25 protein-coding genes and 1 other RNA gene are annotated in these 26,480 nt (G+C 39.1%); 7 read left to right on the forward strand and 19 right to left on the reverse strand.

The genetic code is table 11. The features are described from left to right. The first annotated feature begins 99 nt into the window (after nt 1–99). The gene (locus KTV93_RS01250; RefSeq protein ID WP_039354162.1) at nt 100–966 is read left to right on the forward strand and encodes a sigma-70 family RNA polymerase sigma factor; all 867 of its coding nucleotides are present in this window, start codon (nt 100–102) and stop codon (nt 964–966) included. Between the two features lie 43 nt (nt 967–1,009). On the opposite strand, the gene KTV93_RS01255 is transcribed toward KTV93_RS01250, so the two are convergent. The 3 genes from KTV93_RS01255 to KTV93_RS01265 are packed head-to-tail and all read right to left on the reverse strand — an operon-like array spanning nt 1,010 to nt 2,452. Continuing rightward, complete coding sequence (locus KTV93_RS01255; RefSeq protein WP_218249522.1) at nt 1,010–1,600, reverse strand: Crp/Fnr family transcriptional regulator; 591 nt, start codon at nt 1,598–1,600, stop codon at nt 1,010–1,012. Between the two features lie 16 nt (nt 1,601–1,616). Then, entirely contained in the window at nt 1,617–1,991 is a 375-nt protein-coding gene (gene ytxJ, locus KTV93_RS01260; protein ID WP_218249523.1) for a bacillithiol system redox-active protein YtxJ, read from the reverse strand. Continuing rightward, complete coding sequence (locus KTV93_RS01265) at nt 1,988–2,452, reverse strand: DUF1569 domain-containing protein (RefSeq protein ID WP_218249524.1); 465 nt, start codon at nt 2,450–2,452, stop codon at nt 1,988–1,990. The genes ytxJ and KTV93_RS01265 overlap by 4 nt, the downstream gene beginning before the upstream one ends. A gap of 247 nt (nt 2,453–2,699) precedes the next feature. Between KTV93_RS01265 and pncA the strand changes: the two genes are divergently transcribed. After that, nucleotides 2,700–3,305: a bifunctional nicotinamidase/pyrazinamidase gene (gene pncA, locus KTV93_RS01270; protein ID WP_218249525.1), complete on the forward strand. Its 606-nt coding sequence runs from the start codon at nt 2,700–2,702 to the stop codon at nt 3,303–3,305. A 112-nt stretch (nt 3,306–3,417) separates the two neighbouring features. Next, on the forward strand, nt 3,418–4,959 hold the full coding sequence (locus KTV93_RS01275) for a S41 family peptidase (protein ID WP_218249526.1): 1,542 nt from the start codon (nt 3,418–3,420) through the stop codon (nt 4,957–4,959). Between the two features lie 35 nt (nt 4,960–4,994). Here KTV93_RS01275 and KTV93_RS01280 read toward each other — a convergent pair whose 3' ends face one another. From KTV93_RS01280 to KTV93_RS01300, 5 genes are all read right to left on the reverse strand, one after another. Then, the gene (locus KTV93_RS01280; protein ID WP_218249527.1) at nt 4,995–7,382 is read right to left on the reverse strand and encodes a TonB-dependent receptor; all 2,388 of its coding nucleotides are present in this window, start codon (nt 7,380–7,382) and stop codon (nt 4,995–4,997) included. 84 nt (nt 7,383–7,466) lie between these two features. Beyond that, nucleotides 7,467–8,417, reverse strand: a complete 951-nt coding sequence (locus KTV93_RS01285) for a fasciclin domain-containing protein (RefSeq protein ID WP_218249528.1) — start codon at nt 8,415–8,417, stop codon at nt 7,467–7,469. A gap of 152 nt (nt 8,418–8,569) precedes the next feature. Further along, nucleotides 8,570–10,558, reverse strand: a complete 1,989-nt coding sequence (locus KTV93_RS01290) for a urocanate hydratase (protein WP_230259174.1) — start codon at nt 10,556–10,558, stop codon at nt 8,570–8,572. A gap of 125 nt (nt 10,559–10,683) precedes the next feature. Beyond that, nucleotides 10,684–10,980 (reverse strand): hypothetical protein, encoded by a 297-nt coding sequence (locus KTV93_RS01295; protein ID WP_218249529.1) that lies wholly within the window; start codon nt 10,978–10,980, stop codon nt 10,684–10,686. Nucleotides 10,981–11,016: 36 nt separating this feature from the next. Then, on the reverse strand, nt 11,017–11,277 hold the full coding sequence (locus KTV93_RS01300; protein WP_218249530.1) for a hypothetical protein: 261 nt from the start codon (nt 11,275–11,277) through the stop codon (nt 11,017–11,019). 185 nt (nt 11,278–11,462) lie between these two features. Here KTV93_RS01300 and KTV93_RS01305 point away from each other — a divergent pair, with 185 nt between their 5' ends. The 3 genes from KTV93_RS01305 (at nt 11,463) to KTV93_RS01315 (ending at nt 16,217) form a co-directional block, all read left to right on the forward strand. Next, nucleotides 11,463–13,958 carry an FtsK/SpoIIIE family DNA translocase gene (locus KTV93_RS01305; protein WP_218249531.1) on the forward strand — a complete coding sequence of 832 codons (2,496 nt, stop codon included), beginning with the start codon at nt 11,463–11,465 and terminating at the stop codon, nt 13,956–13,958. Between the two features lie 62 nt (nt 13,959–14,020). Beyond that, nucleotides 14,021–14,668, forward strand: coding sequence for an outer membrane lipoprotein periplasmic chaperone LolA1 (gene lolA1, locus KTV93_RS01310; protein WP_218249532.1), 648 nt, complete (start codon nt 14,021–14,023; stop codon nt 14,666–14,668). A 94-nt stretch (nt 14,669–14,762) separates the two neighbouring features. Then, entirely contained in the window at nt 14,763–16,217 is a 1,455-nt protein-coding gene (locus KTV93_RS01315) for an LptF/LptG family permease (protein ID WP_218249533.1), read from the forward strand. A gap of 31 nt (nt 16,218–16,248) precedes the next feature. Here KTV93_RS01315 and KTV93_RS01320 read toward each other — a convergent pair whose 3' ends face one another. From KTV93_RS01320 to KTV93_RS01355, 8 genes are all read right to left on the reverse strand, one after another. Further along, nucleotides 16,249–16,818, reverse strand: a complete 570-nt coding sequence (locus KTV93_RS01320) for a glutathione peroxidase (RefSeq protein WP_218249534.1) — start codon at nt 16,816–16,818, stop codon at nt 16,249–16,251. 20 nt (nt 16,819–16,838) lie between these two features. Then, nucleotides 16,839–17,501, reverse strand: a complete 663-nt coding sequence (locus KTV93_RS01325; RefSeq protein WP_218249535.1) for a histidine kinase — start codon at nt 17,499–17,501, stop codon at nt 16,839–16,841. A 40-nt stretch (nt 17,502–17,541) separates the two neighbouring features. Next, nucleotides 17,542–18,282, reverse strand: a complete 741-nt coding sequence (gene kdsB, locus KTV93_RS01330; RefSeq protein WP_218249536.1) for a 3-deoxy-manno-octulosonate cytidylyltransferase — start codon at nt 18,280–18,282, stop codon at nt 17,542–17,544. A gap of 2 nt (nt 18,283–18,284) precedes the next feature. Further along, a complete protein-coding gene (locus KTV93_RS01335; RefSeq protein ID WP_218249537.1) occupies nt 18,285–19,538 on the reverse strand; it encodes a pyridoxal phosphate-dependent aminotransferase in 1,254 nt (417 codons plus the stop codon). A gap of 35 nt (nt 19,539–19,573) precedes the next feature. Then, nucleotides 19,574–21,292, reverse strand: coding sequence for a phospho-sugar mutase (locus KTV93_RS01340; protein ID WP_218249538.1), 1,719 nt, complete (start codon nt 21,290–21,292; stop codon nt 19,574–19,576). Between the two features lie 39 nt (nt 21,293–21,331). Continuing rightward, nucleotides 21,332–22,033, reverse strand: a complete 702-nt coding sequence (locus KTV93_RS01345; protein ID WP_218249539.1) for a GIN domain-containing protein — start codon at nt 22,031–22,033, stop codon at nt 21,332–21,334. A gap of 4 nt (nt 22,034–22,037) precedes the next feature. After that, nucleotides 22,038–22,988 carry a glycosyltransferase family 2 protein gene (locus tag KTV93_RS01350; protein ID WP_218249540.1) on the reverse strand — a complete coding sequence of 317 codons (951 nt, stop codon included), beginning with the start codon at nt 22,986–22,988 and terminating at the stop codon, nt 22,038–22,040. Between the two features lie 61 nt (nt 22,989–23,049). After that, nucleotides 23,050–23,628: a DUF4199 family protein gene (locus KTV93_RS01355; RefSeq protein WP_218249541.1), complete on the reverse strand. Its 579-nt coding sequence runs from the start codon at nt 23,626–23,628 to the stop codon at nt 23,050–23,052. 72 nt (nt 23,629–23,700) lie between these two features. Between KTV93_RS01355 and ffs the strand changes: the two genes are divergently transcribed. Next, an RNA gene (gene ffs, locus KTV93_RS01360) (signal recognition particle sRNA small type) lies at nt 23,701–23,798 on the forward strand. Nucleotides 23,799–23,806: 8 nt separating this feature from the next. Here ffs and KTV93_RS01365 read toward each other — a convergent pair. Genes KTV93_RS01365 through KTV93_RS01375 form a run of 3 tightly spaced genes read right to left on the reverse strand, consistent with a single transcriptional unit; the run spans nt 23,807 to nt 26,305 of the window. Then, the gene (locus KTV93_RS01365) at nt 23,807–24,487 is read right to left on the reverse strand and encodes a metal-dependent hydrolase (protein ID WP_218249542.1); all 681 of its coding nucleotides are present in this window, start codon (nt 24,485–24,487) and stop codon (nt 23,807–23,809) included. A 12-nt stretch (nt 24,488–24,499) separates the two neighbouring features. Next, nucleotides 24,500–25,432: a 1,4-dihydroxy-2-naphthoate octaprenyltransferase gene (gene menA / locus KTV93_RS01370; protein ID WP_218249543.1), complete on the reverse strand. Its 933-nt coding sequence runs from the start codon at nt 25,430–25,432 to the stop codon at nt 24,500–24,502. A 36-nt stretch (nt 25,433–25,468) separates the two neighbouring features. Continuing rightward, entirely contained in the window at nt 25,469–26,305 is an 837-nt protein-coding gene (locus KTV93_RS01375; protein WP_218249544.1) for a 1,4-dihydroxy-2-naphthoyl-CoA synthase, read from the reverse strand. Between the last annotated feature and the right edge of the window lie 175 nt (nt 26,306–26,480).

Here is a 26,480-nt window from a genome sequence, read left to right on the forward strand (position 1 = left end):
TTTTTTCGCGTAAAATATACTTTTTTACACGATTTGTAACCTTTTCGGCTTTGGCATCGTATAATCTAATGCAGTCCTAAAGTGGACGGGTTTTTATACATGAGACAATTAAAAATTACAAAGCAGGTTACCAACAGAGAAACTGCATCACTTGACAAGTATCTACAGGAAATTGGTAAAGTGGATTTGATTACCGCCGACGAAGAGGTAGATTTGGCACAGAAAATTCGTGCGGGAGACAGGGTTGCCCTGGAAAAACTTATTAAGGCAAACCTCCGTTTCGTAGTTTCCGTTTCTAAACAGTACCAAAATCAGGGACTTTCTTTGCCGGATTTGATTAACGAAGGTAACTTAGGTTTGATGAAAGCTGCAAAAAGATACGATGAAACCAGAGGTTTTAAATTTATTTCCTACGCAGTTTGGTGGATCCGTCAGTCGATTTTACAGGCATTGGCAGAACAGTCGAGAATTGTAAGATTACCTCTGAATAAGATTGGCTCGATCAATAAAATCAACAAAGCTTACGCACACCTCGAGCAGGAAAACGAAAGACCGCCTTCTCCCGAAGAACTTGCCGAAGTGCTAGACATGAGCGAAGACGACATCAAGGAATCAATGAAAAACTCCGGTCGTCATTTATCCATGGATGCGCCACTGGTAGAAGGTGAAGATTCTAACCTCTACGACGTTTTGCGTTCCGGTGAATCTCCAAGCCCTGATAAAGATCTTATGCTGGAATCACTCCAGATTGAAATCGAAAGAGCTTTGCAGACACTAACACCAAGAGAGGCAGATTTGGTTCGTTTATATTTCGGACTGAACGGTAAACACCCAATGACTTTGGAAGAAATCGGCGAAACTTTCGACCTGACCAGAGAAAGAGTCCGTCAGATTAAAGAAAAAGCCATTAAAAGATTGAAACACAACACCAGAAGCAAGATTTTGAAATCTTATTTGGGAAAATAATTTTATATCAATTAGAAAAGGAACTCGTTTGAGTTCCTTTTTTTTATGAAGTCTGGAAATTTTTTCTCGCCAGTTCCTTCCGCACGCGGCTTAAACTTTCCGGAGTAATACCCAGGTAAGAAGCTACCATCCATTGCGGTACCCGAAGCAGAATATCCGGATACATTTTGATAAAACTCATATATCTTTCTTCCGCAGTATCGCTTAATAAAGAATTTACACGATTCTGAAGATTTCGGATATGTTTCTGAAGAAGAAGATCATTATTCTCGGCAGTATTAGGAAATTCTAAATTAATGCTGGTGAAGAAATCTGCATTAAGCAACAAAATTTCAGATTCCTCGACGGCTTCAATATAATATTTCGATTTCTCGTTGAAATAAAGCGAACTTCTGTCAGAAATCAGCCACTTCTCCGGCGCAAACTGAATAATATGTTCTTTACCGTTTTTATCAATAGAATACATCCTGAGCAAACCTTTTTCCACGAAATAAGTTCCGTTGCAGATATCGCCGTCACGAAGAAGAAACTCATTTTTCAAAACCTTTTTAGGGGAATAAAAGTTACTGCATGCGGTTACGGCTTCTTTTGGAATCTCCAGAATTTCCGATAAATAGCTCTCTATATTTTCCATCACAATCTCTCCGGAACTAAGTTAAAGATAAAGAAATACTTTGGTGCGACGCGTTTTTTACCGCGTTTCCATTTTCCAGAACAATCAGCTGTGGACTCTGATGCTGAACACCCAAATCGTCAGCAATTTTATTCGACAGATCTCGGTGCGCCAAAAGGTCAAGAAAATAAAATGAAACATCTTTGTCGGACTCTGCAACTTCTTTTTCAAAATTCTTCAGAACCGTTTTGCTGATGAAACATCTTGTAGAATGCTTAAATATTGCGACCTTTTTATTGTGCGACTCCTCCACTGCTTTCTCTAAATCTGCTTCGGAATTGATGTGATTCCAGAATTCCGGCGATTGTTTTTCTTCGGCAGAACCGCAAAATATTTTATTAAATATGCTCATACTTCAAACTGTTTTAAGTGATGATCAAGGTGTTTATACTCCATAAATCCCCAATCCTCTTTAGTCATTTTCCCGAAAAGCGCATGCTCAGCGAGCAGATTATTTTTTGCTGATCTTTCTGTAAATTCATCAAGTGATACCAGCAATTCTTCGCGGGACTTTTCAAAATTACAATTTTCTTTTATATTGACTTCTTTAAAGGTGGGCATATTCGGCGGAATTCCATTATTGAAAGTTCTCATTTCGATCTTCGTTATAATACCAACTGATTTTATTATAATATTGATCTTAGGTAGAACAATTTTACCAAATCCTACCCCGAGAATCCTGTCGCAATGCCGTAACATTTGCGCCGCATTCATTTTTCCCCATTTTGGTTCAGACTCTTCTGAAAGACTGTGAATTCGCGCCTTAATTTCCCGTAAATCGCGTGGATTGTTCAGCGATTTTTTCACTCCCATCCTCTTCTGCTTATTTTCTCAATTAATGGAAGTTTAAAGTCAAAATCACAGTTTTTCGCCTGACTGCGTTGCCGTCTAAATTTTACTGGTATTGTTTTGTCCATTGTTAATTAAAAAATTGCCGATTTGGCTGATGATTTTTTTTGGCTGAAATTTTGCGGCTTCTGTTTCGTAAATTTACAACATAAAATCAAAGTTTTGATTTGTTGTATTTAACAAAATTACATTAAAAATTTAAGCTTAAAACATGAAGAAAGCCCTTATTATAGTAGATGTTCAGAATGATTTCTGTGAAGGCGGTGCATTAGAAGTTCCCGGAGCCAACGAAATAATTCCTTATATTAACCTTTTAATGGAGGAAAACCAGTACGATCAAATCGTGCTTACCCAGGACTGGCATCCCGCAGATCACAAAAGTTTTGCTTCCACTAACGGAAAAAAAGTAGGTGAAACCATTATTCTCAACGGAATTCCTCAGTTTATGTGGCCCGATCACTGTGTTCAGGGAACTTTCGGTGCAGAATTTCATAAGGACCTGAACCGCGATAAAGTTACCCACGTCATTCAGAAAGGCAAAAACACCGATGTCGACAGCTACAGCGGATTTCAGGATAACAATCATTTTGTGAAAACTGGTTTAGACGATTTTCTACAATACCATGACATTAAATTGGTAGAAATTGTAGGTTTAGCTCTGGATTACTGCGTGAAATTTACCTGTCTTGACGCCGCTCAATTGGGTTATGTAACCTGTCTGCATTTCAACGGAACCCGCGCTGTGAACGTGAAACCGGAAAACGGAAGAGATGCAATTTTCGAAATGCTACAAAATACGGTAACGGTTTTGGGATAATCTGAATAATTGAACAAAAATATAAACTCTGCGCTTCTGGCAGAGTTTTTTGTTTTTTTTGAACTAGACCGTTTCTCAAGAAAAAGATATATTTTTATGAAAATTATTTAATTTGAAAACGTCATATCTCTTCCTTCTTCTTCTATTTTTCACTTCATGTGTTTCTGTAAAAAAACATAACCAAAAGCACGAAATCACCATCGCTCCCGAAAAACTGCGGAAAGACGTCGATTTTGCATTCGAAAAACTGCAGAAACTCCATCCAAATCTCTACTGGTACATCTCTAAAGAAGAACTTGATTATAAATTCGACAGTTTAAAAACGACCCTGCATAAACCTCTAAAACCGAATGAGTTTTACAGAAAACTGGCCCCGGTTATCGCCCAGATCAAAGAAGCGCACCTGCGCCTGGTTCCGCTGGATAAACGGCTTACACGCAAAGAAATCAAAAATCTTGAAAAACAGAAAGGATTACTAAGCCGGTATAATTTTCTTCTCGATGGCGACCGGATTTTTGTAAAAGACAATGCGGACAAAATTCCAGATATGAATGTAGGCACAGAAATTCTTAAAATTAAAGATATTCCTGCTAAAGATCTTCTGAACAGATACAAGCCCTTTGTAAACAGCGACGGCGAAAACCAGACTTTCCAAAAATACATTCTTGCCAGAAGATGGCCTTCTTATTTTACCGCGGAACACGGAATTCTAGACAGTGTAAAGATTGAAACACAGTATCAGAACGAAGTAAAAACTTTGTATCTCAAGCGGGAAAAATTCACCAAAGAAGAAAAGAAAAAAGTGGAAAACGCTAATAAAAAGATTACGAAAAGCGAGAAAGGAAAAACGAAAGACTATAATATTGTTACTAAAAGTTTCAACCGCGATCTTCAGTTCCCTACGAAAGACAGCACGGTTGCTTACATGAAAATAAAGACATTTTCCGGTACATTTTCAAAGAAATTTTACAAAGAAAGTTTTGAAGCTCTTAAAAAATCACCCGCACAATATCTGATCCTCGATATCCGCGACAACCTTGGCGGTTCACTTTCCGAAATCAATAATCTGTATTCGTATCTGGTTCCGGAAAAATTTCAGTTTATCAAGGATATTGAAATTACCTCTCCTTCGGCGATGTATCAGGCCAATTATTTTTCAGAATTTTCGCTGCTTACAAAGCCGGTGGCTGTCCTGGTCTACCCTTTTTATCTCGCCGGCACAGCTTTATCCATTAAAAAAAATGGTGACCAATTTTATTTAAGGAATAACGGAATCTTTGGGCTCAAAAAACCTAAAGAGAATAATTTTAAGGGTAAAATTTATGTGCTCATCAACGGCAGCAGTTTCTCTGCCGCCTCTATTCTACCTTCAAAACTTAAGCATGAAAAACGAGCATTTCTGGTAGGTGAAGAAACCGGTGGAGCAAACGATGGTACGGTTGCAGGGCGGTATTCTACAAAGAAACTCCCGCACTCGAAACTTTACCTGCCAATTGGTTTAATGCTGGTTCAGCCGGATATTGATTTTACCTTAACCAAAAAAGGGGTAACTCCGCACAAAGAAATTTTACCGACTACACAACAGGTTTTAGAAAAAAAAGACATCCAGCTGGAATGGATTATGGAAGATATTAAAAACGCATCTTCTCATTAATTTTTCCGACTGAATGTCTTTTTAAAGAATATTTTTTAAAATTCGAAAATAAACCCAAAATAAGGAAGCGGTGTAGAACGGTCTGCTTCACCAGTTTCCAAAAGATAATACTGTTCGTTTTGCGGAGCGCCGGGATTGGCGATAACGCCGTTGTTCTGAGTATCACGCTGCAGATTAACCACCGGCAAACCGCTTGGGCTTTTAGACCCGTACGCATTTACAACATCGATGTAAGCGGTAAACTGCCATTTTTTGAAAATCCATTTCTTCTCAGCACGAAGATCTAACTGATGCGAAAAATTTCCTCTTGAAGAATTGAGTAAAGTAAAGTTTTGAATCGGACCATTATTGATGTTCCAAATATTGACCAATGCACTTCGCTGCAGATCATACGGCGTTTCCGGCAAACCCGACTGCATTCTGAATCTCGCACCAACATTCCAGTTTCTGTTGAAATATTTTCCTGCAGTCATCGTAAGAATATGTCGGGAGTCCCAACTTGACGGCAATAATTTGCCAGCAGCATCGGAAAATTTAGAATAACCAAATGTGTAAGCCAAAATTCCGTAAAAATTATTCACAGTGCGTTTCTGTGCGAGAAATTCAATACCATAGGTTTCACCAAAACCGCGTGAATCCAAAGGCTCGCTGCCAACCACACCGAAATCTGCACCTATATTGGCCAATGAAATCTGATTGCGGAGCGAGAACGGATAATTACTGTATTTTTTATAATAACCCTCCAGCGTCATACGCAGATTATTCTTACCGTTATACTCAACTCCTCCCACTAAATGGGAATTCCTGATGTATTTTAAAGTATTTTCATTGCTAAGATTTCCGTTTTCAACATAACCTAACGCAGTGTAAGCGGGCAGTTGGTAGAAAATTCCCGTATTGAAATTCACCGTAAACTGATCTGCAAGTTTGTAACTTAAAGAAAATCTCGGCGAAAACTGTTCTAAAGGATTGGTTGTATTGGATGAATAATCACTTGCATCCAAACGGAATCCCGCAGAAAGCTGAAGCCTGTTATCAATGAATTTTTTAGCAGTTTGAAGATAAAATCCGTATTGAATCAGATTAATTTCCGAGGTAAAATCATCAAAATTAACAGCATTCTGAGTCACATTTTTGATGGTAGAATTATTGAAATACTTTGCAAAATTGATGTTCGCACCCGTACTGAACTGATAATCTGAGAAAGTAAAATTACGGTCAACACGCATTTTGTTTTCAATTTCCTGAGATTTATAATCGTAAAGCAGATTCTCGGGAGTTTCGACGTTTCTGTAATATTTCAGCGCACGGTTGTCCAGCATATTTCTGCTCCAAGTGAAAAGCCAGTTTCCGTTTTCTGCAAGGTGCCTATAGCCTGTTCCCACTGTATAATTCCACTGGGGCGAATTCGGGAGCCGGTCAATTAATGTTAAATTAGTAAAAGTAGGTTCGGCATCTTCGTTGAATTCAAAACTGTCTTTAGCACCCATTCCGAGGAAAAAAAGTTCATCACCACTCTGGAATTTCTTTGAGATTTTAAATGTCCCGTCGTAATAACTCGGCAGAAACGGTAAACCAATCGCTTTAAAAAGCAGCTGAAGATTCGATTTTCTTACGCTGAACAATCCGCTCCAGGTTTGGTCTTTAGAAAGTGGCCCGTCAACCATGAGCTGAAGATCATCTAAACCTACAACTGCCTTATAGCCTAACTTTTCCTTTCGCGCTTCTTTAAGATTAAATTCAAAAAGCGACGATAAAACACCGTTTCTTCTCGCAGGAAAAGCGCCGCTGTAAAAATCGACATCCTTAATAAAGTCTACAGTGATGATGCCTCGCGGACCGCCACTCGCACCCTGGGTTTGAAAGTGATTAATGACGGGAACTTCAATTCCGTCGATATAAAATTTATTTTCTGCAGAACTTCCGCCGCGGATGAAAAGGTCGTTTCTGAAGGTTGCAGTACTGCCAACTCCCGGAAAACTGAGAATCGCTTTGGAAACATCACGGTTTGAACCGGCATTCTTCTGAACTTCTTCACTGGTGATATTCCTCAATGAGAGTGGACTTTCTGCGGTGGTTTTATACGCTTTTCTGGTGATCGTAACTTCCTGAATTTCTGTTGCGGACTTGGTTAATCCAACTGAAAAAGTAAGATTCTGGTTTGGGACTACGTTGATCTCATTCAGATAACTTGGGCTGTAACCTTCTGAAACTATTTCGAGTGTATAAGTCCCGGAACTGATTTCAGAAATCAGAATATTTCCGGTTCCGGAAAATTGCAGCTCCGTTCCACCCATAATTTTCACCGTTGCGGAAACCGGTTTTTTACTAAAGTCATCAAATACATTAATATTGATGCTTCCCACCTGGCTGTACAGTGATAAAGACGTAAGAAGGAATAGAATGATAAATTTAAATTTCATGGATTTTAAAATTTTCGCAATTTACAAAATAAACGTCCCTGCGGAAGGGACGCTTATCAAACATTAACATTTAAAACTAAACTACTATGGTAAAAGAACTTTATCGATGGCATGAATAACACCGTTGCTGCACTGAACATCTGTAGCGATTACATTCGAAATTCTGTTATTGGCATCGGTAATTTTTACGCCGCCCGTGGTGGTAATTTTGAAAGTGCCACCCTGGAATGTATTGACACTCATATTATTGGTAATATCAGTTGATAATACATTTGCACCAGCAACAACGTGATATTTTAGGACATTCTCTAAAGTTGATGTAGGTACTGCACCAAGATTAGGAAGGCTTAACTCTGTCAGCAGCGAAGTAAACGCTGCATTTGTAGGAGCAAAAACGGTAAATGGTGAGTTGGTGGTTCCACTTAATATAGCTGCAAAATTAGGCATGTCGCTTCTGGTAAGTGCGGTGACAAGAGAAGAAAAATTAGGATTTGCTAAAGCGTGAGTTACCACAGTTGGCAATCCAATTACTTTATCCACTTTGTGAATTACACCGTTGCTTGCACTGATGTCGGTTTTTGTAACGGTAGAAATTCCGTTAATCTTCACTCCTGAAGCGGTGTTAATGTACATGCTTAAATTCTTTGCAGAAGAGGCATTTCCTTTCGCTAAAGTAGAAACATAACCTGTGGTCACCTGCGCTGCCATTACTTTGGAAGCAAGTACGTGATTAAGCAAAATTTCCTTTAAAGCTGCTGTGGGAACATCGTTCAAACTGGCAAAACCATTATCTGCCAGAAATTGTGAAAATGCAGCATTTGATGGTGCAAATATGGTAAAACTTCCTGAAGCGCCTAATGTGCCAGCTAACCCTGCTTTATCGATCGCGGCTTTCAGATTAGATAGATCCGCATCAGAAGAAGCGAGTTCATAAATACTTTTTGGTGTTTCAAAATCGTCTCTAGTTTCTTCACAGGAGGTGAGCAGTAAAGCAAATAAAAACATGAATGCTGAGAGTTTAAATAAATTTTTCATAATAAGATATTTTTTTGTTGATGTAAAAGTAGACAAATATCATACTAATTAATTTAAATTGGTATAGAAATACACTATTAAAGTTATTGATGATATTTTAATACACAAAAAAACACCCCTAGTGGGGTGCTTTATCTTTCTGCAAATGCATTTTATGATAGAAGACTTTCGTCGACCAGATTAGGCAACGTTACTTTTAGATTAGGTTCTATTTCCATCGCACGCTTGATGGCGAAAACTGCACCTTCATTTCTTGCCCAGCTTCTGCGGGAAATTCCGTTGTTCACATCCCAGAAAAGCATCGATTTTAATTTTCGGTCCGCATCTTCACTTCCGTCAAGCAGCATGCCGAAACCTCCGTTAATTACTTCGCCCCAGCCAACACCGCCTCCGTTATGTATAGAAACCCAGGTAGCTCCCCGGAAACTGTCGCCAATTACATTCTGTATTGCCATATCTGCAGTGAATTTTGATCCGTCGTAAATATTTGAGGTTTCACGGTAAGGAGAATCTGTCCCTGATACATCATGGTGATCACGACCTAAAACAACCGGCCCTATTTCTCCTCTTTTTATCGCATTATTGAAAGCTTCAGCAATTTTCATTCTTCCTTCTGCATCGGCGTAAAGAATTCTGGCCTGCGAACCTACCACCAGTTTATTCTCCTGAGCACCTTTAATCCACTTGATATTATCCGCCATTTGCTGCTGAATTTCTACAGGTGAATTTTTCATGATTTCTTCTAATATATCTGATGCTATTTCATCTGTTTTCTGTAAATCATCAGTTTTTCCGCTCGTACATACCCACCGGAAAGGCCCGAAACCGTAATCAAAACACATGGGCCCCATAATATCCTGAACATAACTTGGGTATCGGAAATCAATGCCGTTTTTTGCCATAATATCTGCACCTGCGCGGCTGGCTTCAAGTAAAAATGCATTTCCGTAATCGAAAAAATAGGTTCCTTTTGCGGTATGTTTATTAATGGCTGAAGCATGTCTTCTTAAACTTTCCTGAACTTTTTCTTTAAACAGATCAGGATTTTCTGCCATCATTTTATTGGATTCTTCAAAGGAAATCCCGGCCGGATAATAGCCGCCCGCCCACGGATTATGGAGAGAAGTCTGATCAGAACCAATATCAATTTTAAGATTTTCCTCATCAAATTTTTCCCACACCTCTACAACATTTCCTAAGTACGCCAAAGAAACAGTCTCGCTGTTTTCTTTTGCGGTCTTTACTCTTTGAATAAGTTCCTCTATATTTTCGTGAACTTCATCAATCCATTTCTGCTCATGACGGATTTTTGTGATTTTCGGGTTTACTTCCGCACAAACCGTAATACAGCCGGCGATATTTCCTGCTTTTGGCTGTGCTCCAGACATTCCTCCCAAACCTGAAGTTACAAACAGTCCGCCTTGTGTTTCTTTTTTTATTTTTCTGAAAGCATTCAAAACTGTAATGGTGGTTCCGTGCACAATTCCCTGCGGCCCTATGTACATATAGCTTCCAGCGGTCATTTGTCCGTACTGCGAAACTCCTAATGCATTGAATTTTTCCCAGTCATCGGGTTTTGAATAATTCGGAATCATCATTCCGTTCGTTACAACGACTCTCGGTGCTTCTTTATGCGACGGAAAAAGTCCCATCGGATGCCCGGAGTACATTGTTAAAGTCTGCTCATCGGTCATTTCCGACAGATATTTCATCGTCAGAAGATACTGTGCCCAATTGCTGAATACGGCGCCATTTCCGCCATAGGTAATAAGTTCATGCGGATGCTGTGCTACGGCGTAATCCAGATTGTTCTGAATCATCAGCATAATGGCTTTTGCCTGCTCAGATTTTCCGGGATATTCTGAAATCGGCCTTGCCTTCATCTCGTAATCCGGACGGAAACGGTACATGTAAATTCTTCCATAATTTTCAAGTTCATCGCGGAATTCGGGTAAAAGTTCTGCATGAAATTTCGGCTCGAAATATCTTAGGGCATTTTTCAGCGCAAGTTTTTTTTCTTCGTCCGTTAAAATTTCCTTACGCTTCGGTGCGTGATTGATGTGTGGTTCGTATGGTTTTGGTTGCGGAAGTTCGTTGGGGATTCCCTGCTGTATCTTTTCCTGGAAGGTTTTTGTATCCAAAATTCGAAGTATTAAATTAAAGTTTTAAAGATATTGAAATTCAAAAATACAATCCTAGCTTATGTTCATAAAAAAATTCCCTTTCATTGAAAGAGAATTTAGATATTATGTTTTCTAACCGAAATTTAAGGTACAAAATCTTCATTTGTTTCCCCGGAATCATCTTCATTATCAATTGTTGTGTGAATAACGTTTTCTTCATCCGGAATCTGGTCCGTAATCTGCTCGAAATTGTCATCATCTTCCGAGCCGGGAATATCCAGACCGTAAGGCATGCCGTCGTTAGAATTTTCGTTAAGAATTGGATTTCCGTCTCCGTCGATAGGAACGGGTTCTTCCTTATTAAATATATCCTCCTGCGGATTATAATTCATTTCTTTAAGTTCATCGTTTTGTTCGGGGATGTTATTTTCTGGGATCATAGTGTAATATTTTAAATTGTGAAATTAGAGAAGTTTTCACACCTCTTCGCCTAACTGTTGGTTTTTGTTATTTTCCCAAGCATCATCGTATGCTTTTTTCTGATTTTTCCACGCTAAGGGAGGAATTGCATTTTCGGCATCTTTCACGTAATTTTCCTGGGTTATTTCTGGGTTGCGCACGTCTTTCAACCTTATAGTTGCTGAGTTTTGCGTTTCAATATCTTGGTTCTCGTCATTTTCCAAACTTCTCTTTTCCTCGTGAGATTTTTCTGACTGTTTTATTTTATTATTGTCCATATTTTTAAAATTTAGGGGTTTTTAGGTTTTAAAAATTCAAATACCATTCCGAAACAAATCCCTATCTTGAAGTCATAACTGAAATCATTAATAAAGCGCTTAAACAGCAAGTATTTTGCGTGAAAAATTATAGCAATTCTCAAAAAACTTTTAAATTTATTATTAAATTTGCCCACATTCATATTATGGAAAAAAATACTAAACCTACGCCGCCCCACGCTGCTGTACAGAATAAAACCCTTTCGAAACCACGTATATTTTTTGGAGTTCTTTTCGTTCTGCTTTCTGTAGTTCTTACCCTTTCCTTTGTATCATACCTTTCAAACTGGAAAGCAGACCAAAGCCAGGCGGGTACAATGTTGGATAAAACGGTACAATCATCTAACATTTTCGGTAAAATTGGCGATTGGCTTGGCAATATTTTTATTTTTGAAAGTATTGGAATTGCTGCTTTTGCAGTAGCTTTCCTGTTTTTTGTGGTTGGGATGATGATTTTCAAAAAGAATTATTTCAAGCCCTGGAAAACCATTGGTCATTCTTTGTTCTTCATTTGCTGGCTGCCAATTTTTATGGGCGCAATTACCAAAGGTCAGGGTGTTCTGAGTGGCGTCTACGGATTCCAGATTATGGATTTTTTACTGTCCGTAATCGGGATGGCGGGATTGTGGCTCGTTCTTTTAGTAAGCATCGGACTTTATTTTATTTTGGAATTCAACCTGAGTCCCTCCAATGTGAAAGCGAAACTTAATGATCTAAACGAAAATACGGTCGGACGAGTAAAGGCCATGATGCCTAATTCTTCTGAAAATTTCGAAGCGGATGAAGAACTGGACGGACTGAGCAGTGAAGGGAATGAAATTCCAGCTCAATCACCTGCTAAAACAATTCCTTTTGCAGCGGAAATTCCTGTAAAAGGTTTTCCTGAGGTCGAAATCAGTAATGATTTTGAAACGATTAAAACACCAAATAAAACTTCATTCGACAACGGTGAAATTTCGAATGTGACCGTAACAGAGAATAATGGAAATTCCTTGAATTTAAATCCGACTGCGGGCAATAATGTAGCATCAACAAAATCTGATGACATTGATTTTAAGGTTGAAGTCGCTAAGACCATAGATATTCTTGACGAATCCGACATAAAATCCCAGGAACTTGTTGATAAACACGGGCTTTATGACCATAAACTCGATCTGGCGAAATTCCAGATGCCTACAGTAGATCTGCTAAGGGATTACGGAAACGAGGAAATCTCCATCAACAGAGATGAACTTGAAGAAAACAAAAATAAAATTGTTGGTCTACTCAAAAATTTTAATGTAGGAATCGCTGAAATCAAAGCCACTGTAGGACCTACCGTAACCTTGTATGAAATCGTTCCGGAAGCGGGAATACGGGTTGCATCCATCAAAAAATTACAGGATGATATCGCGTTGAACCTTTCAGCACTTGGAATCCGTATTATTGCGCCAATGCCAGGTAAAGGGACGATTGGGATTGAAGTTCCGAGAAAAAATCCTTCCATGGTTTCTATGCGAAGTGTTATTGCTTCCCAGAAATTCCAGAATACCGATATGGATTTGCCGGTGGTTTTCGGGAAAACGATTTCCAACGAAATTTTCATGGCAGATTTAGCAAAAATGCCGCATTTACTAATGGCAGGAGCTACCGGACAGGGAAAATCAGTAGGTATCAATGCAATTCTTACTTCACTTCTTTATAAAAAACATCCAAGCGAACTGAAATTTGTGATGGTTGATCCAAAAAAAGTGGAACTTTCGCTTTATTCAAAAATTGAACGACATTATCTGGCAAAACTTCCTGACGGTGACGATGCTATTATTACTGATACCCACAAAGTGATTAACACCCTGAATTCCCTCTGTATTGAGATGGATCAGCGTTACGATTTACTTAAAAATGCGTTCTGTAAAAATCTAAAAGAATACAACAAAAAATTCACTGAAAGAAAGCTGAATCCTGAGAACGGACACCGCTATCTGCCGTATATCGTTTTGGTCGTAGATGAATTTGCGGACCTGATTATGACCGCCGGTAAAGAAGTTGAACTCCCGATCGCAAGACTTGCACAGTTAGCGAGAGCTGTCGGCATTCACCTTATTGTCGCCACCCAAAGACCATCAGTAAACGTAATTACGGGGATGATTAAAGCAAATTTCCCGGCAAGAGCTGCTTTCCGGGTAATTTCAAGTGTGGATTCACGAACGATTCTGGATTCACCGGGTGCAGACCAGCTAATTGGAAAAGGAGATATGCTTTATTTCAACGGAAACGAAATCCTCCGTCTTCAGTGTGCGTTTGTTGACACTCCTGAAGTGGAAAAAATTGCAGAATTCATTGGTGAACAGAAGGGTTACGCCAGTGCTTTCATGCTTCCGGAATATTCCAGCGAGGAAGCCACTTCAACCGTTGGAGCATTTGATCCCAATGAAAAAGATGCGCTTTTCGAAGATGCCGCTAGAATCATTGTATCAACTCAGCAAGGCTCTACATCAATGCTTCAGCGTCAGCTTAAATTGGGTTATAACCGCGCGGGAAGAATCATGGATCAACTGGAAGCAAGCGGCATTGTTGGCGGCTTCAACGGTGCTAAGGCAAGAGAAGTGCAGATCAGTGATCTGAATTCTTTGGAACAGTTTTTGGAAGAATTGCGCAAATAAAGCAAACTTTAAACAACAGTTTAACTTTACTTAAAAATTTTAATCCAAAAACAAAAAAAAGAATGAAAAGTATATTGAAAAAATTTACCCTTGGAATTTTTGCACTCGGTACTGCCGCTAGTTTTTCAGCACAGAAAATTGACGCAAAAGCTAAAAATTTATTGGATGCAGTTGCGCAGAATTATAAATCTAAAAATAATGTTTACTTCAAATTTGTATACGGAACTGGCGCCGGCAAAACGGTAACCAAGACGGAGCCCGGCATCTTCTACTCCGCTAAGGATAAGTATAAACTTAAAATTATGGGAACCGAGCAGATTTTTGATGGAAATAAAATCTATAATATTTCTGCCGAAGACCAGGAAATCACTGCAGCAAAACCAACAGGTTCTGAGCAGATGTTTTCACCTTTAAATTATATCGAGGAATATAAGAAAGGTTACACGGTAAAATATATTGGTAAAAAAAATGTGAATGGAGTAAATGCGGATCAAATCAAGCTTATTCCCACTGCCAAAAACGGTATTAAAGAAGTAAATCTGTTTATTAATGATGCAAAAAAGCAGATCGTTAAACTTGAACAGTTCTCTACAGACAACTCAGTTTCGGTAATCGCGATCAGTGATTATAAAGTGAATCAGAGCTTAAACAGCAACATGTTTAACTTTGATAAAGAACAGTATAAAAACTATATTTACACGGAACTTTAACACTTCCAAAATTTAAAGCCCTCTGCAAAAAAGAGGGCTTTTTTTTGAATGCTGTAACACTTTATGCTTGTGATTTTTTTGGTAAATTTGACGCATGATAAAAAAGCTCGACGGCTACGTCATTAAAACTTTCTTCGGACCGTTTATTTTTATTTTCAGTGTGCTGTTTTTCATTTTTGTGGTTAACATCATATGGATCCGGCTGTCACAATTTACCGGAAAAGGTTTGAGTTATTGGGAAATTCTCAGATTACTCTCCTACCTTTCTGCAATTGTTGTACAACTTGTTTTGCCGCTCACAATACTGCTTTCTTCGATTATGACCTTTGGGGATTTTGGGGAACGTTATGAGCTGGCCGCCATGAAAGCTGCGGGAATTTCTCTCACCAGAATTATGTTGCCTCTGTTTTTTGTATCAATAATTTTTTCGCTGTTTCTGTTTGTCTTTTCCAATAATGTCATACCCGACTTTCAGCGGAAAGCGAAAAACATGCTCTACAACATCGCCGCCACTAAACCCGCACTGAATTTTACACCGGGTCAGTTTATACAGCAGATTCCGGGTTACAGCGTGAAATTCGACAAGATTTCGGGAGAGAACGGAGAAAATCTGGAAGGGGTTTTCATTCATAAAATGGCGAATTCCTATGAAAACCAGCAGTCTATTGTAGCCGAAAAAGGAAAATTTGTTCAGGCGGACAACAGAAATTATTTAAAACTTGTGTTGTTCAATGGCCATATTTTTGAAGACAATATTGGTAATATCGATTACAACCAGCGTCTTAAACAGCCAGATCAGGCGATAAAGTTTGATACGTTGGTTTCACATTTCAATATTTCAGATATTATCAATAAGGCTCTCGAGGCTGAGAAAATCACTGATGATTATTCTTTCCAGAATTTTATCGAACTCAACTCCACCATTGACGCTGCTAAAAAAGAGAACAACGTGGTTTTAGGAAATATCAGCAGTGAACTGATCAACCAAACCAACGGCTTTGTAAGCTATATTGATAAAACTCCAGCCAAAAAGGCCGTCCTCCCGACTCCGAAACTGGACACCATGAAGCAGAAAAAAAAGCAGGAACTGCTATATGCTGCATTTAATAAAGTAGAAAGCGTAAAGCAACTTAACATTAATAAAAGTGAGCAGATACAGGGATTACACGCATTCTATTCCCGTATTATTATTTACCAACAGCGAATATTTTCTTATTCGGTGACCTGTCTTATTTTCTTTTTGATTGGTTCAAGTCTGGGTTCAATCATCCGGAAAGGCGGATTGGGACTCCCTGTTGTAATCGCGATCGTGGTATTCATTATTTTCTACGTCTTAAATCTTTCCGTTGAAAACATGGCTTGGTCCGGCAAAATGGATCCCTATCTGGCGGCGTGGTTACCGAATATGGTACTCTTTCCTTTCGGTGCATGGCTCACGTATAAAGCACTAACTGATTCCCAGCTCTTTGATATTGAGAAATACAAAAGTCTCTTCAAACCGATTATCGCGAGATTTTCTAAAAATAAGGAACACGAGCGTTACCGCTAAAAAAAACCGCAACAATTATGTTGCGGTTTTTTTATTTAAAATATTTTGTAATGGCCTCGTCGGTGGGTTTTGTTGTGCTGACGAAACTGTCAATTAATTTTCCGTTTTCATCTAAAAGAAACTTAGTAAAGTTCCAGAGAATGGTCGTGTTTTTTACGCCATTCAAGTTCTTATCCGTTAGATATTTAAAGAGCGGCGCAGTATCCTCGCCTTTCACCGAAACTTTTGCTGCGATAGGAAAAGTAACTCCAAAATTTTTCTGGCAAAATGCTCCAATTTCTTCATTTGTTCCAGGTTCCTGCCCTCCAAAATTATTTGCAGGAAAACCTACAACAACAACCTTGTCTGCATATTCCTTTGAAATTTGCTCAAGATCAGCATATTGTGGTGTGAAACCACATTCTGATGCGGTGTTTACGATGAGAATTTTTTTGCCTTTAAAATCAGCAAAATTTATCTCATTACCGTCTCCACTTTCTACTTTATAATCATAAATATTTTTCATGGCTGTGTTTTTATCCTGTGAAATTTCTTTTTTCTGCTGCGTGCAACTCTGAATAAAGGCACCAATTGACAACAGAATTATAAATATTTTTTTCATTTTTTTAAGGTGTATTTAGCTTAAAATTTAAAAGTATTCGGGGGCAGAACCTTGTTGGTTTCAATCTTATTAATCAGCATAACGTAATCACTGTCTTTTTTAGGAGTCGAAGATTCAATTCTAAAGGGCATCAATAAGCTTCCCACTTTTTTGTAATCACTGTATACAAGCGTTTCATCGGTTTTTACCTCCTTCAGCAGCATATACGATTTAGAGTCGAAATAATACAGTGTTTTATTTACATTTTTTATAAGTTCAACTTTATGACAGTATGTTTCTCCTACTTTCTCCTTTCCCAGATAGTTTGCTTCAAATCCTTTGCTTTCCCAGTCAATAAAATCGGTATCGAAACTTTCAGCAATATAGTTCGGATATTCCTGCAGCTTATTGGTCGCATAATTCATGGCATATCCTTTTTTACCGTCGTAACCTTCAATTGCAGTCTCCTTTTTATTGATTGTAATTACTGTTTTCGTAAGATTTGGCCTTTCCTGGAAGATTTTAATAGGATAATGATCGTTTATTCCTAATGTAAGCCTTCCCTGAATGATGATCGAATTTAAAAGTTTCCAGTTGGTTAAACCTCCTGAGAGTTCTATATTTTTTTCTATAATTTCCTTTGCGGTTTGTGCGGAAACAATTCCGCTCATCAACATGATGAATACTAGCAATATCTTTCTCATTAATCGGTCTGTTTATTTGTCAAATATATACTTTTTGAATTTAAGAACTCTCGCGCGCTCCTAAAATTGCCCGTGCTTGCTCCAGGTCTTCCGGAACATCAATGCCTACTCCTACGAAATCTGTTTCGATCATTTTAATTTTCATCCCGTATTCCAAATAGCGTATACATTCAATTTTCTCTGAAATTTCAAGTGGTTTCATCGGAAGTTGGGCGAAAGTAATCAGTGCCTTTTTCCTGAAAGCATAAACGCCAATATGCTTGAAATATTCTACCTCCGGATGAATTTCGCGCGGATAAGGAATTACAGACCTGCTGAAATAGAGCGCAAAACCATGATTATCGGTAATCACTTTTACATGATTAGGATTTTCTATTTCCTCCGTATTTTTTAATTTAATTTTTAGTGATGCCAATGAAATTTTTTCTTCAGAATCATCCTCAAAAACGGAAATTAACTGTTTTAACGGTTCGGTTTTCAGAAAAGGTTCATCTCCCTGAACATTCACCACAATATCGCAATCAATGTTCTGAACTGCTTCTGCAATTCGGTCACTTCCCGTTTCATGCTGACCTGTCATCACTGCGTTTCCTCCTTTTTTGATGATTTCATCAAAAATGATTTCGGAATCCGTGGCAACAAATACTTCATCGAACAAACCCGTAGCTACAACATTTTGGTAAGTTGTGGCAATTACCGTTTTACCGCCCAAAATCTGCATCAGCTTTCCGGGAAAACGGCTGGCTTCATAGCGTGCGGGTATCACAGCGATAATTTTCATGCTTAAGAAAGTTTTGAAAGTGCATTTTCGAGTCTTGGCAACATATTTCTGATTTCGTCCGAAGACAAACCACCTGCTGATGCCCTAAACCACGGCATATTCCGTGAATTTCCGAACGCCGAAAATGGTACAAGCGCCACACCAGCTTCGTTGATCAAATAAAATACAAGGTCAGACGAATCCGCAATCTGTGAACCGTCAGGTTTTGTTTTGCCTAAATAATCAAGCTCAATGGTGAGATACAGTGCACCCATCGGTTTAATACTGTCGACCTGCAACCCGCGGGATTTCATTTCCTGAATTCCGGTATGCAGAATTTTTAAACTGTCAGCGATTTTTCCCTTAAAGTCATTCACAAAAAAGTCTACATTTTCCGGCTCACCCAAAAATACCGAAACGGCCTGCTGCTCAGGTTTTGGCGCCCAGGCCCCGATGTGGCCGAGTAATGCTTTCATTTTGTCAATAATTTCCGTAGGACCAAAACTCCAACCTACTCTGACTCCCGTTGCCGCAAAACATTTCGAAGTCCCGTCGATAAAAACGGTGTATTTCTTCATTTCCGGGAAAAGAGAAACAGGATTGAAATGCTCTTCATCAAAAGTAAGCATCGCGTAAATCTGATCATACATCAGATAAAGCGGTTTTTCATTCTCACCGCGTTTTTTATTCTCTTCCAGAATGAGTTCACAAATTTCGGTGAGCTGATCTTTAGTAAACATTGTTCCGGTCGGATTCAGCGGAGAACATAAAGCCAGCAGAACTGCACCTTCCAAATGAGGTTTCAATTCCTCTGCAGTCGGCAAAAAGTTATTGGACTGAGACGTTTCAACTTCAATTTTTTCAGCGTGGGTCAAATAGGCATAATGGTTGTTGTTCCACGAAGGAATTGGATACACTACTTTATCACCTTCATCAACAATCGTTTTGAAAGTAGCATAAATTAAAGGTCTGGAGCCGCCTGCCACTAAGATTTCATCTGCGGAATATTCAAGATTCCAGCGATTTTTTAAATCTTCGGAAACAGTTTTTCTCAGAGATAAAAGGCCGTTTGCCGGCGGATAATTGGTCAGGTTATTTTGGTAAGCCTTCTGAATTTCTTCTTTCAGTCTTGCGGGAATCGGGTAAATATTGGCATCCAAATCACCGATGGTAAGATTGGCGATCTCGGCGCCCTGCGCTTTCAGATCATTTACCTGATTACCAATTTTAATAATTTCTGAACCGATAAGATTGTGGGCGAGTTTTGATACTTTCATATGATTGCTCAATTAGGTAATTTAATTTTTGACTTTTAAAGTTTTAAATCTGCTTTTACCTGATTAATTTTCTGATCCAAAACAATAAGTTTTTCGCGGAAATCCTGCTCAGAAGCGATTGAATCCTTCACAGAAACATAAAATTTAATTTTCGGTTCTGTTCCGGAAGGTCTTACGCAGACTTTGGTTCCGTCTTGTGTGTAATAAATCAATACGTTAGATTTGGGAATTCCGTCCATTACAGATTTTTTGCTGTCGGTAATATTCTGCGAAGTCTGTTCCTGATAATCCCTAACTTCCACCACTTTTGATCCGGCGATTTCCTGAGGCGGATTTTCACGGAAATCTGTCATCATCTGCTTGATTTCTTCGGCACCGCTTCTTCCCTTTCTTACAACATTGATCAAACCTTCATAGTACATACCGATTTCTTCATAAATCTCGATCATATACTGGTAAACCGTTTTTCCGTTGGCTTTGCACCAGGCTGCAAGTTCGCATGCCAGGAGAATTGATCCACATGAATCTTTGTCGCGCACAAAATCTCCGGTCATGAAACCAAAACTTTCTTCACCGCCACAAACGAATTTCTGCTCACCTTCCGCTTCCCGGATCATTTTACCGATCCATTTGAATCCGGTTAAGCCGATTTTACATTCAATACCAAATTTTGCTGCGATATCAATAAAAATATCAGAAGTTACGATCGTGGATCCTATGAATTCTTTACCGGTAATTTTTCCGGCTTTTTTCCACTGCTCCAGAATGTAATACGTAAGAATAGTGTTGCATTGATTACCGTTCAGCAATTGAATTTCGCCATCTAAATTTCTCACTGCAATACCTAATCTGTCACCATCCGGGTCAGTACCGATTACAATGTCTCCATTGGTAATTCGGGCTAAATCCATCGCCATTTCCAACGCTGCGGGTTCCTCTGGGTTTGGAGATTCTACGGTAGGGAAATTTCCGCTTGGAATCATCTGCTCGCGAACCAGATCAACTTTTGTGAAACCTGCTTTTTTAAGTGCCTGAGGAACTGTTTTATAAGTAGTTCCGTGAATCGAAGTAAATACAATGTTTAAGTTATCGTAGCCGATTTTATCTTTCTGATAAAGCGAATTCTCCATGCAGGCATCGATATAGACATCATCCTGCTCTTCGCCGATCCATTCAATTAAGTCATCATTTCCGCTGAATTTAATTTCATCAAATTTTACAGAATAAACTTCTTTTATAATTAAATCATCATGAGGCGGAACAATTTGTGCTCCATCGTTCCAATAAACTTTGTAACCGTTGTATTCAGGCGGATTGTGAGACGCAGTAAGCACGATTCCTGCATTACATTTTTTGTCGCGAACGGTGAAAGAAAGCTCGGGAGTCGGACGGTGTTCTTTGAAGAGCAAAACCTTAATCCCATTGGCTGTAAGTACATCCGCACACATTTTACCAAATTCCTTGGAATTATTTCGTACATCATAAGCGATTGCCACTTTTATCTCTTCACCGGGAAACTGCGTATGCAGGTAGTTTGCGAGACCCTGTGTTGCCTGTCCTAAAGTATATTTATTAAGTCGGTTTGTTCCCACGCCCATAATTCCGCGCATTCCGCCGGTTCCGAACTCCAGTTCACGGTAAAATGAATCCTCGAGGTCATCAGAATTGGTATCAATCCAGTTTTGGATGGTATTTTGTGTTTCTTTGTCGAAAGTATCTGTAAGCCAGAGTTTTGCTTTTTCTAAAGTAGTCATGTTTATTTTATTTGATAACGTTTATATTACTGAATTTTATTACTCCATCTTCCTGTTCTGAACATTAGCCGTTTTATCACTCTTAAACGCGCGGATCGGATCATCATAGTAAACCATTTTTGACGTATTTTTAATGGTTCCTTTAAGCGAATCCTTTACATTTACTTCAGCATAAATTCCGTTTTGTGAGGAAATATTCAAATTTTCGATGTTCCAGTAAGGAGCGATAATGCTTGCGGTATCGGAAATTTTAATTACCGCATCTTTTGTTTTGCCCAGGAAGTTCGCGCGGCTTTTTCCCGTCATTTCCACTTCTGCCCGGCGGGAATTAACTGACCCAATAAATTTACCATTATTTTTTAAATTCAACCGGAAGTTGTCGGTTTTAATTTCGCTGGAAATGTTCATTTCTACAGAGTCGGAGATCGAAACCTTCTCCAGATTATACTTAGAATAAATGGTAACGTTGTAAAAGTCAATGTCTTTTACAGCGCGCTTTTCCTCGATGTTCAAGGTTTTGTCTTTAACCTTGATTTTAAGATTATTTAAAATATTCGGGTAAGTTTCCACGTTCACAAAACTGCTGTCGCTTTTGATGTAAAACAGGCGGAATTTGCCTTTTAAATTTAGGTTAACAAATTCATCAAGCGGAATATCTTTGCTTTCAATATTCCCTTTGGGAGAAATATCTCCACAGGAAATGACAGTAAAAGCAAGGAGTAAGATAAACAGATTTTTCATTTGATTAAATTACCTCGTCTATATTATAATTTTTGTGTTCGCGGTTTGTTCTAATAATCATTTCGCCCAAAAATCCTGCAATGAAGAGCAACGTTCCCAGAATCATCATCGTTAATGCAATAAAAAACCATGCATTATTGGTGAGCAAATGTCCATAAATTCCTCTTGAAACATCGATTAATTTTGAAATTCCGAGCCAGAATGCGGATAAAAATCCTACAATAAACATGAGGGTACCAACTGCACCAAAAAAGTGCATGGGTCTTCCGCCAAAACGGCTTACGAACCAAAGCGTGATTAAATCAAGAAATCCGCGTACAAACCTTTCTGTACCGAATTTTGAGGTCCCGTAAGGTCTTGCCTGATGCTGTACTTCTTTCTCGGTAATTCTCCGGAAACCGGCATTGGCAGCCAAAACCGGAATGTACCGGTGCATATCGCCATAAACATCGATTGATTTTACAACCTGTTTTTTATAAGCCTTCAGACCGCAGTTAAAATCGTGAAGTTCGACTCCGGAAACTTTTCTGGCAGCTGCGTTGAAGAGTTTTGAGGGAAGATTTTTGGTCATCACATTGTCGAAACGTTTCTTTTTCCAGCCCGAAACAATATCGTAATCCTCTTCTTTCACCATCTTGTATAAATCCGGAATTTCTTCTGGAAAGTCCTGTAAATCAGCATCCATCGTGATTACGACTTCGCCCTGTGCTTTTTCGAAAGCTGCGTGTAGAGCCTGAGACTTACCGTAATTTCTTGAAAATTTTATCCCATGAATCTGGGGAAACTGAACTTTCATATTTTCAATGATGCTCCAGGAAAGATCGGTGCTGCCATCGTCAACAAACCAAATCTCGTAAGAAAGATTTGAGGTCGTGCAGACGTTGTGAATTCTTGAAAATAATTCTTCAAGGGAATCCTCTTCATTGAGAAGAGGTATTATGATGGATAAATTCATTTAATATTGTTGAAATTTTTAGCTAATACTTTTGATGTTTAAAGCACTGATAACCACTAAATTATTCTTCTAATCTACTTCTAAAGAAGCTCGCAAAAAACACTGACAAAATTACGTAAAAAACCATTATCGCTCCGAAATAATACGTGAACTGACGGAAGGAAAACATGTCTTTATCTTTAATCATTTCCGGGGAGAAACTTTTTAATCGGTTCTGGTAATTTTTTTCGAGTTCAGCTTTCTCTTCATCTTTAACCATCGTACTTTTAGCCTTTTCATACTCGTTGGTCAATTCGGTTTTCTGCCTTTCTATATACTGGAAATTTAGCAAATCCTTGGCACCTTTATCCGCAAAATTCAGGAAAAGAAACATGGTTAAAATGGAAAGAAACCCGCCTACAAACATTGGTTTGAAAGATCTCCCAAAAACCGCCTGAAAACCCATCGGTTCCCCCATTTTTTTCGCCGAGTTTACAGATATATATGCGCCTGCCACGTACACGGCAGGAAGCAAGAATGCGTTTAAAAGGACAGAATTGTTGAAATAATCAACATTCATCCCCAAAAAATACATAGCAAAGAAAAGAATCATTGTTACGATAAACAGCACAAAACCAACTGCATAAACATTTTTAACCATAAGAGATTTTATAAATTTTGATTTTTTTTTATTTTCAATTTTGAATTTTAATTTAAAGCCCTATCTTTGCACCGGCAAGTCCTACACAACCAGCTCCTGTGAATCCTCCAGGGTGGGAACGCAGCAAAGGTAAACGGTTGTAGCGGTGTGATGTAGATCGCTTGCCATTTTTTTATGCCTAAATTTCAAAGGTTTCTCCCAACTTAGGCAATAACAACTCCACCCCTTTTTCTTCAAAAATTTTCAAAGCTTCATCGTGATTTATTGAAATGGGCGGAAATGTATCAAAATGGCAGCCGATTACTTTCTTCGTTTTTAAAAGTTCTGCAGCTGCAAAACTTGCTTTTCTTGCACACATCGTATAATGCGAACCTACCGGCAGAATCGCCAGATCAATATTTCCGAATAATTGTGGAAACAGCGCCATATCTGCCATTACCCCTGTATCACCAGCAAAATAGATGTTTTTACCCGGAAACCTAAAAATATAGCCGCAAGGTTCACCACCATAAGTTCCGTCCGGAAAGCTGGACGTATGCGACGCAGGAACCATAGAAATCTTCAAATCATCCAACTTGGCAGATCCGCCAAAGTTGATGTCAACAGAATTCGGATGGCTGAAATATCCACATATTTCTGGTTGGGCAATAATTTGAGTTTCAGGATGATAGTGTAAAACTTCTTTCACATCTGCTGTATGGTCGCCGTGCGCATGCGTAATTAACACATAATCAATTTGTTGCATTGCAATATCAAATCCCGATTTTTCTTTCTGGAAATTATAAAAAGGGTCGCTGAGAATATTTTTACCGTTATAAGTAAACAAAAAACAGTTTTGTCCGAGGAATTGAATTTTCATTGATTACTATTTTTAATTGAAATAATTCAGGCCGAAAGCTACTAAAACACTTATAATAAGGGTAAAAATCCCAACCTGCTTCAGGTATGGATCGAGCTCTTTCGGTTCTTTGGTCTGCATAATTTTTCTTCTCAGCGCGGTCATCGGAAATACGAGGATAAAGAAAATAAATGCATAATAGTTTCCTTTTTCGTGAAGGCCGTTCATCATCATAAAGACAAGCATCAGAATTAAGGGTAGCTGTAATAGAACGATTTCGTAAACCATTGCATATCGGTATCCCATTCGCAAGGCCAAAGTTTTCTTTCCACTGAGTGCATCGCTTTCGATATCGCGCATATTGTTAAGATTTAGAACTGCGGCGCTCAGCATTCCGATTGTTGTTGCGGGCAAAAGCATGTCCCAATGGAAAGTTTTTGTAAAAAGAAAATAACTTCCACAAACCGAAACCAAACCAAAGAAAACAAACACAAAAATATCACCTAATCCTAAGTATCCATAAGGTTTTTTGCCCACCGTATACCCTATCGCTGCCAAAATACAGGCAATGCCCAATCCTACAAAAGTGTAGAATTCGTTCATTAAATTTTCCCTGAAAAAAGCCAGATATAAAAGAGCAACTGTAGCAATCAAGGAAAGTACGGCGAATAAAATCACAGCATTCTTCATTTGGTTTGGGGTAATTCTCCCGGAAGCAACTGCCCGCTGCTCGGCTTCGTTTATTCTGAGTTTATCTGTGCCTTTAATTCCGTCTCCATAATCATTGGCAAAATTGGAGAGAATCTGGTAAAGCAGCGTAACCAAAAGTGCCATGGCAAAAATCTGCCAGTCCCAGGTACCGCCGTTTTCGAGAATCCGCCATCTTGCGATGAAGGAACCCATTATAATTCCGCTCATCGAAAGCGGCAAAGTGCGCAATCTTGCGGCTTGTATCCAATCTGTCATTTAGTTGGTGGTTGTGGTTGGTGGTTAATTAACCAATTAAGAAATCCATTTGTTTTCCCCGAAATCGGGCTTTCTTTTTTCAAGGAATGCGTTTCTGCCTTCTTTGGCTTCTTCGGTCATGTACGCAAGACGAGTTGCTTCACCGGCAAAAACCTGCTGGCCAACCATTCCATCATCGGTAAGATTCATTGCGAATTTTAACATCCGGATCGACATCGGCGATTTTCCTAAAATCTCCTGCGCCCACTGATAAGATGTTTCTTCGAGTTCGGCGTGTGGAATCACCGCGTTTACCATTCCCATTGCTTCCGCCTCTCTGGCAGAATAATTTCTTCCTAAAAAGAAAATTTCACGGGCTTTTTTCTGGCCGACCATTTTCGCCAAATATGCGGAACCGTAACCGCCATCAAAACTGGTAACATCGGCGTCGGTCTGTTTAAAGATCGCGTGTTCTTCACTGGCTAAAGTAAGATCGCAAACAACGTGTAATGAATGTCCGCCGCCAACTGCCCAACCGTTTACCACCGCAATAACAACTTTCGGCATGAAACGTATTAAACGTTGAACTTCAAGAATATTCAGACGGTGACGTCCGTCATCACCTACATATCCCTGTTCGCCCCTTGCTTTCTGGTCTCCGCCGCTGCAAAATGCATGTCCGCCGTCTTTAGGGCTCGGACCTTCGCCGGTAAGTAGCACAACGCCTACAGAAGCATCTTCTGAAACGTGGTAAAAAGCATCATATAATTCGGAGGTAGTTTTGGGGCGGAATGCGTTGCGGACTTCGGGTCTGTTGAAAGCAATTCTTGCCACGGCACCACTTTTTTGGTAGGTAATATCTTCGTATTCTTTTACGGTTTTCCAATCGATCATTTTGTTGTAAAATTTGAGCCAAAGATAAGGAATTATGAGGCAGGACAAAAGGAAAACTGAGGGTTTTTAGGAGCAGGAAGCTGGGATCTTCTCAGGGAATGCAGTCCCGCTTTCCGCTGCAATCTTTTTGGCATTGTACCAAAAAGGATTTACGCTGCAATCGGGGCTAAAAAAT

Source organism: Kaistella faecalis, assembly GCF_019195395.1.
GTDB lineage: Bacteria > Bacteroidota > Bacteroidia > Flavobacteriales > Weeksellaceae > Kaistella > Kaistella faecalis.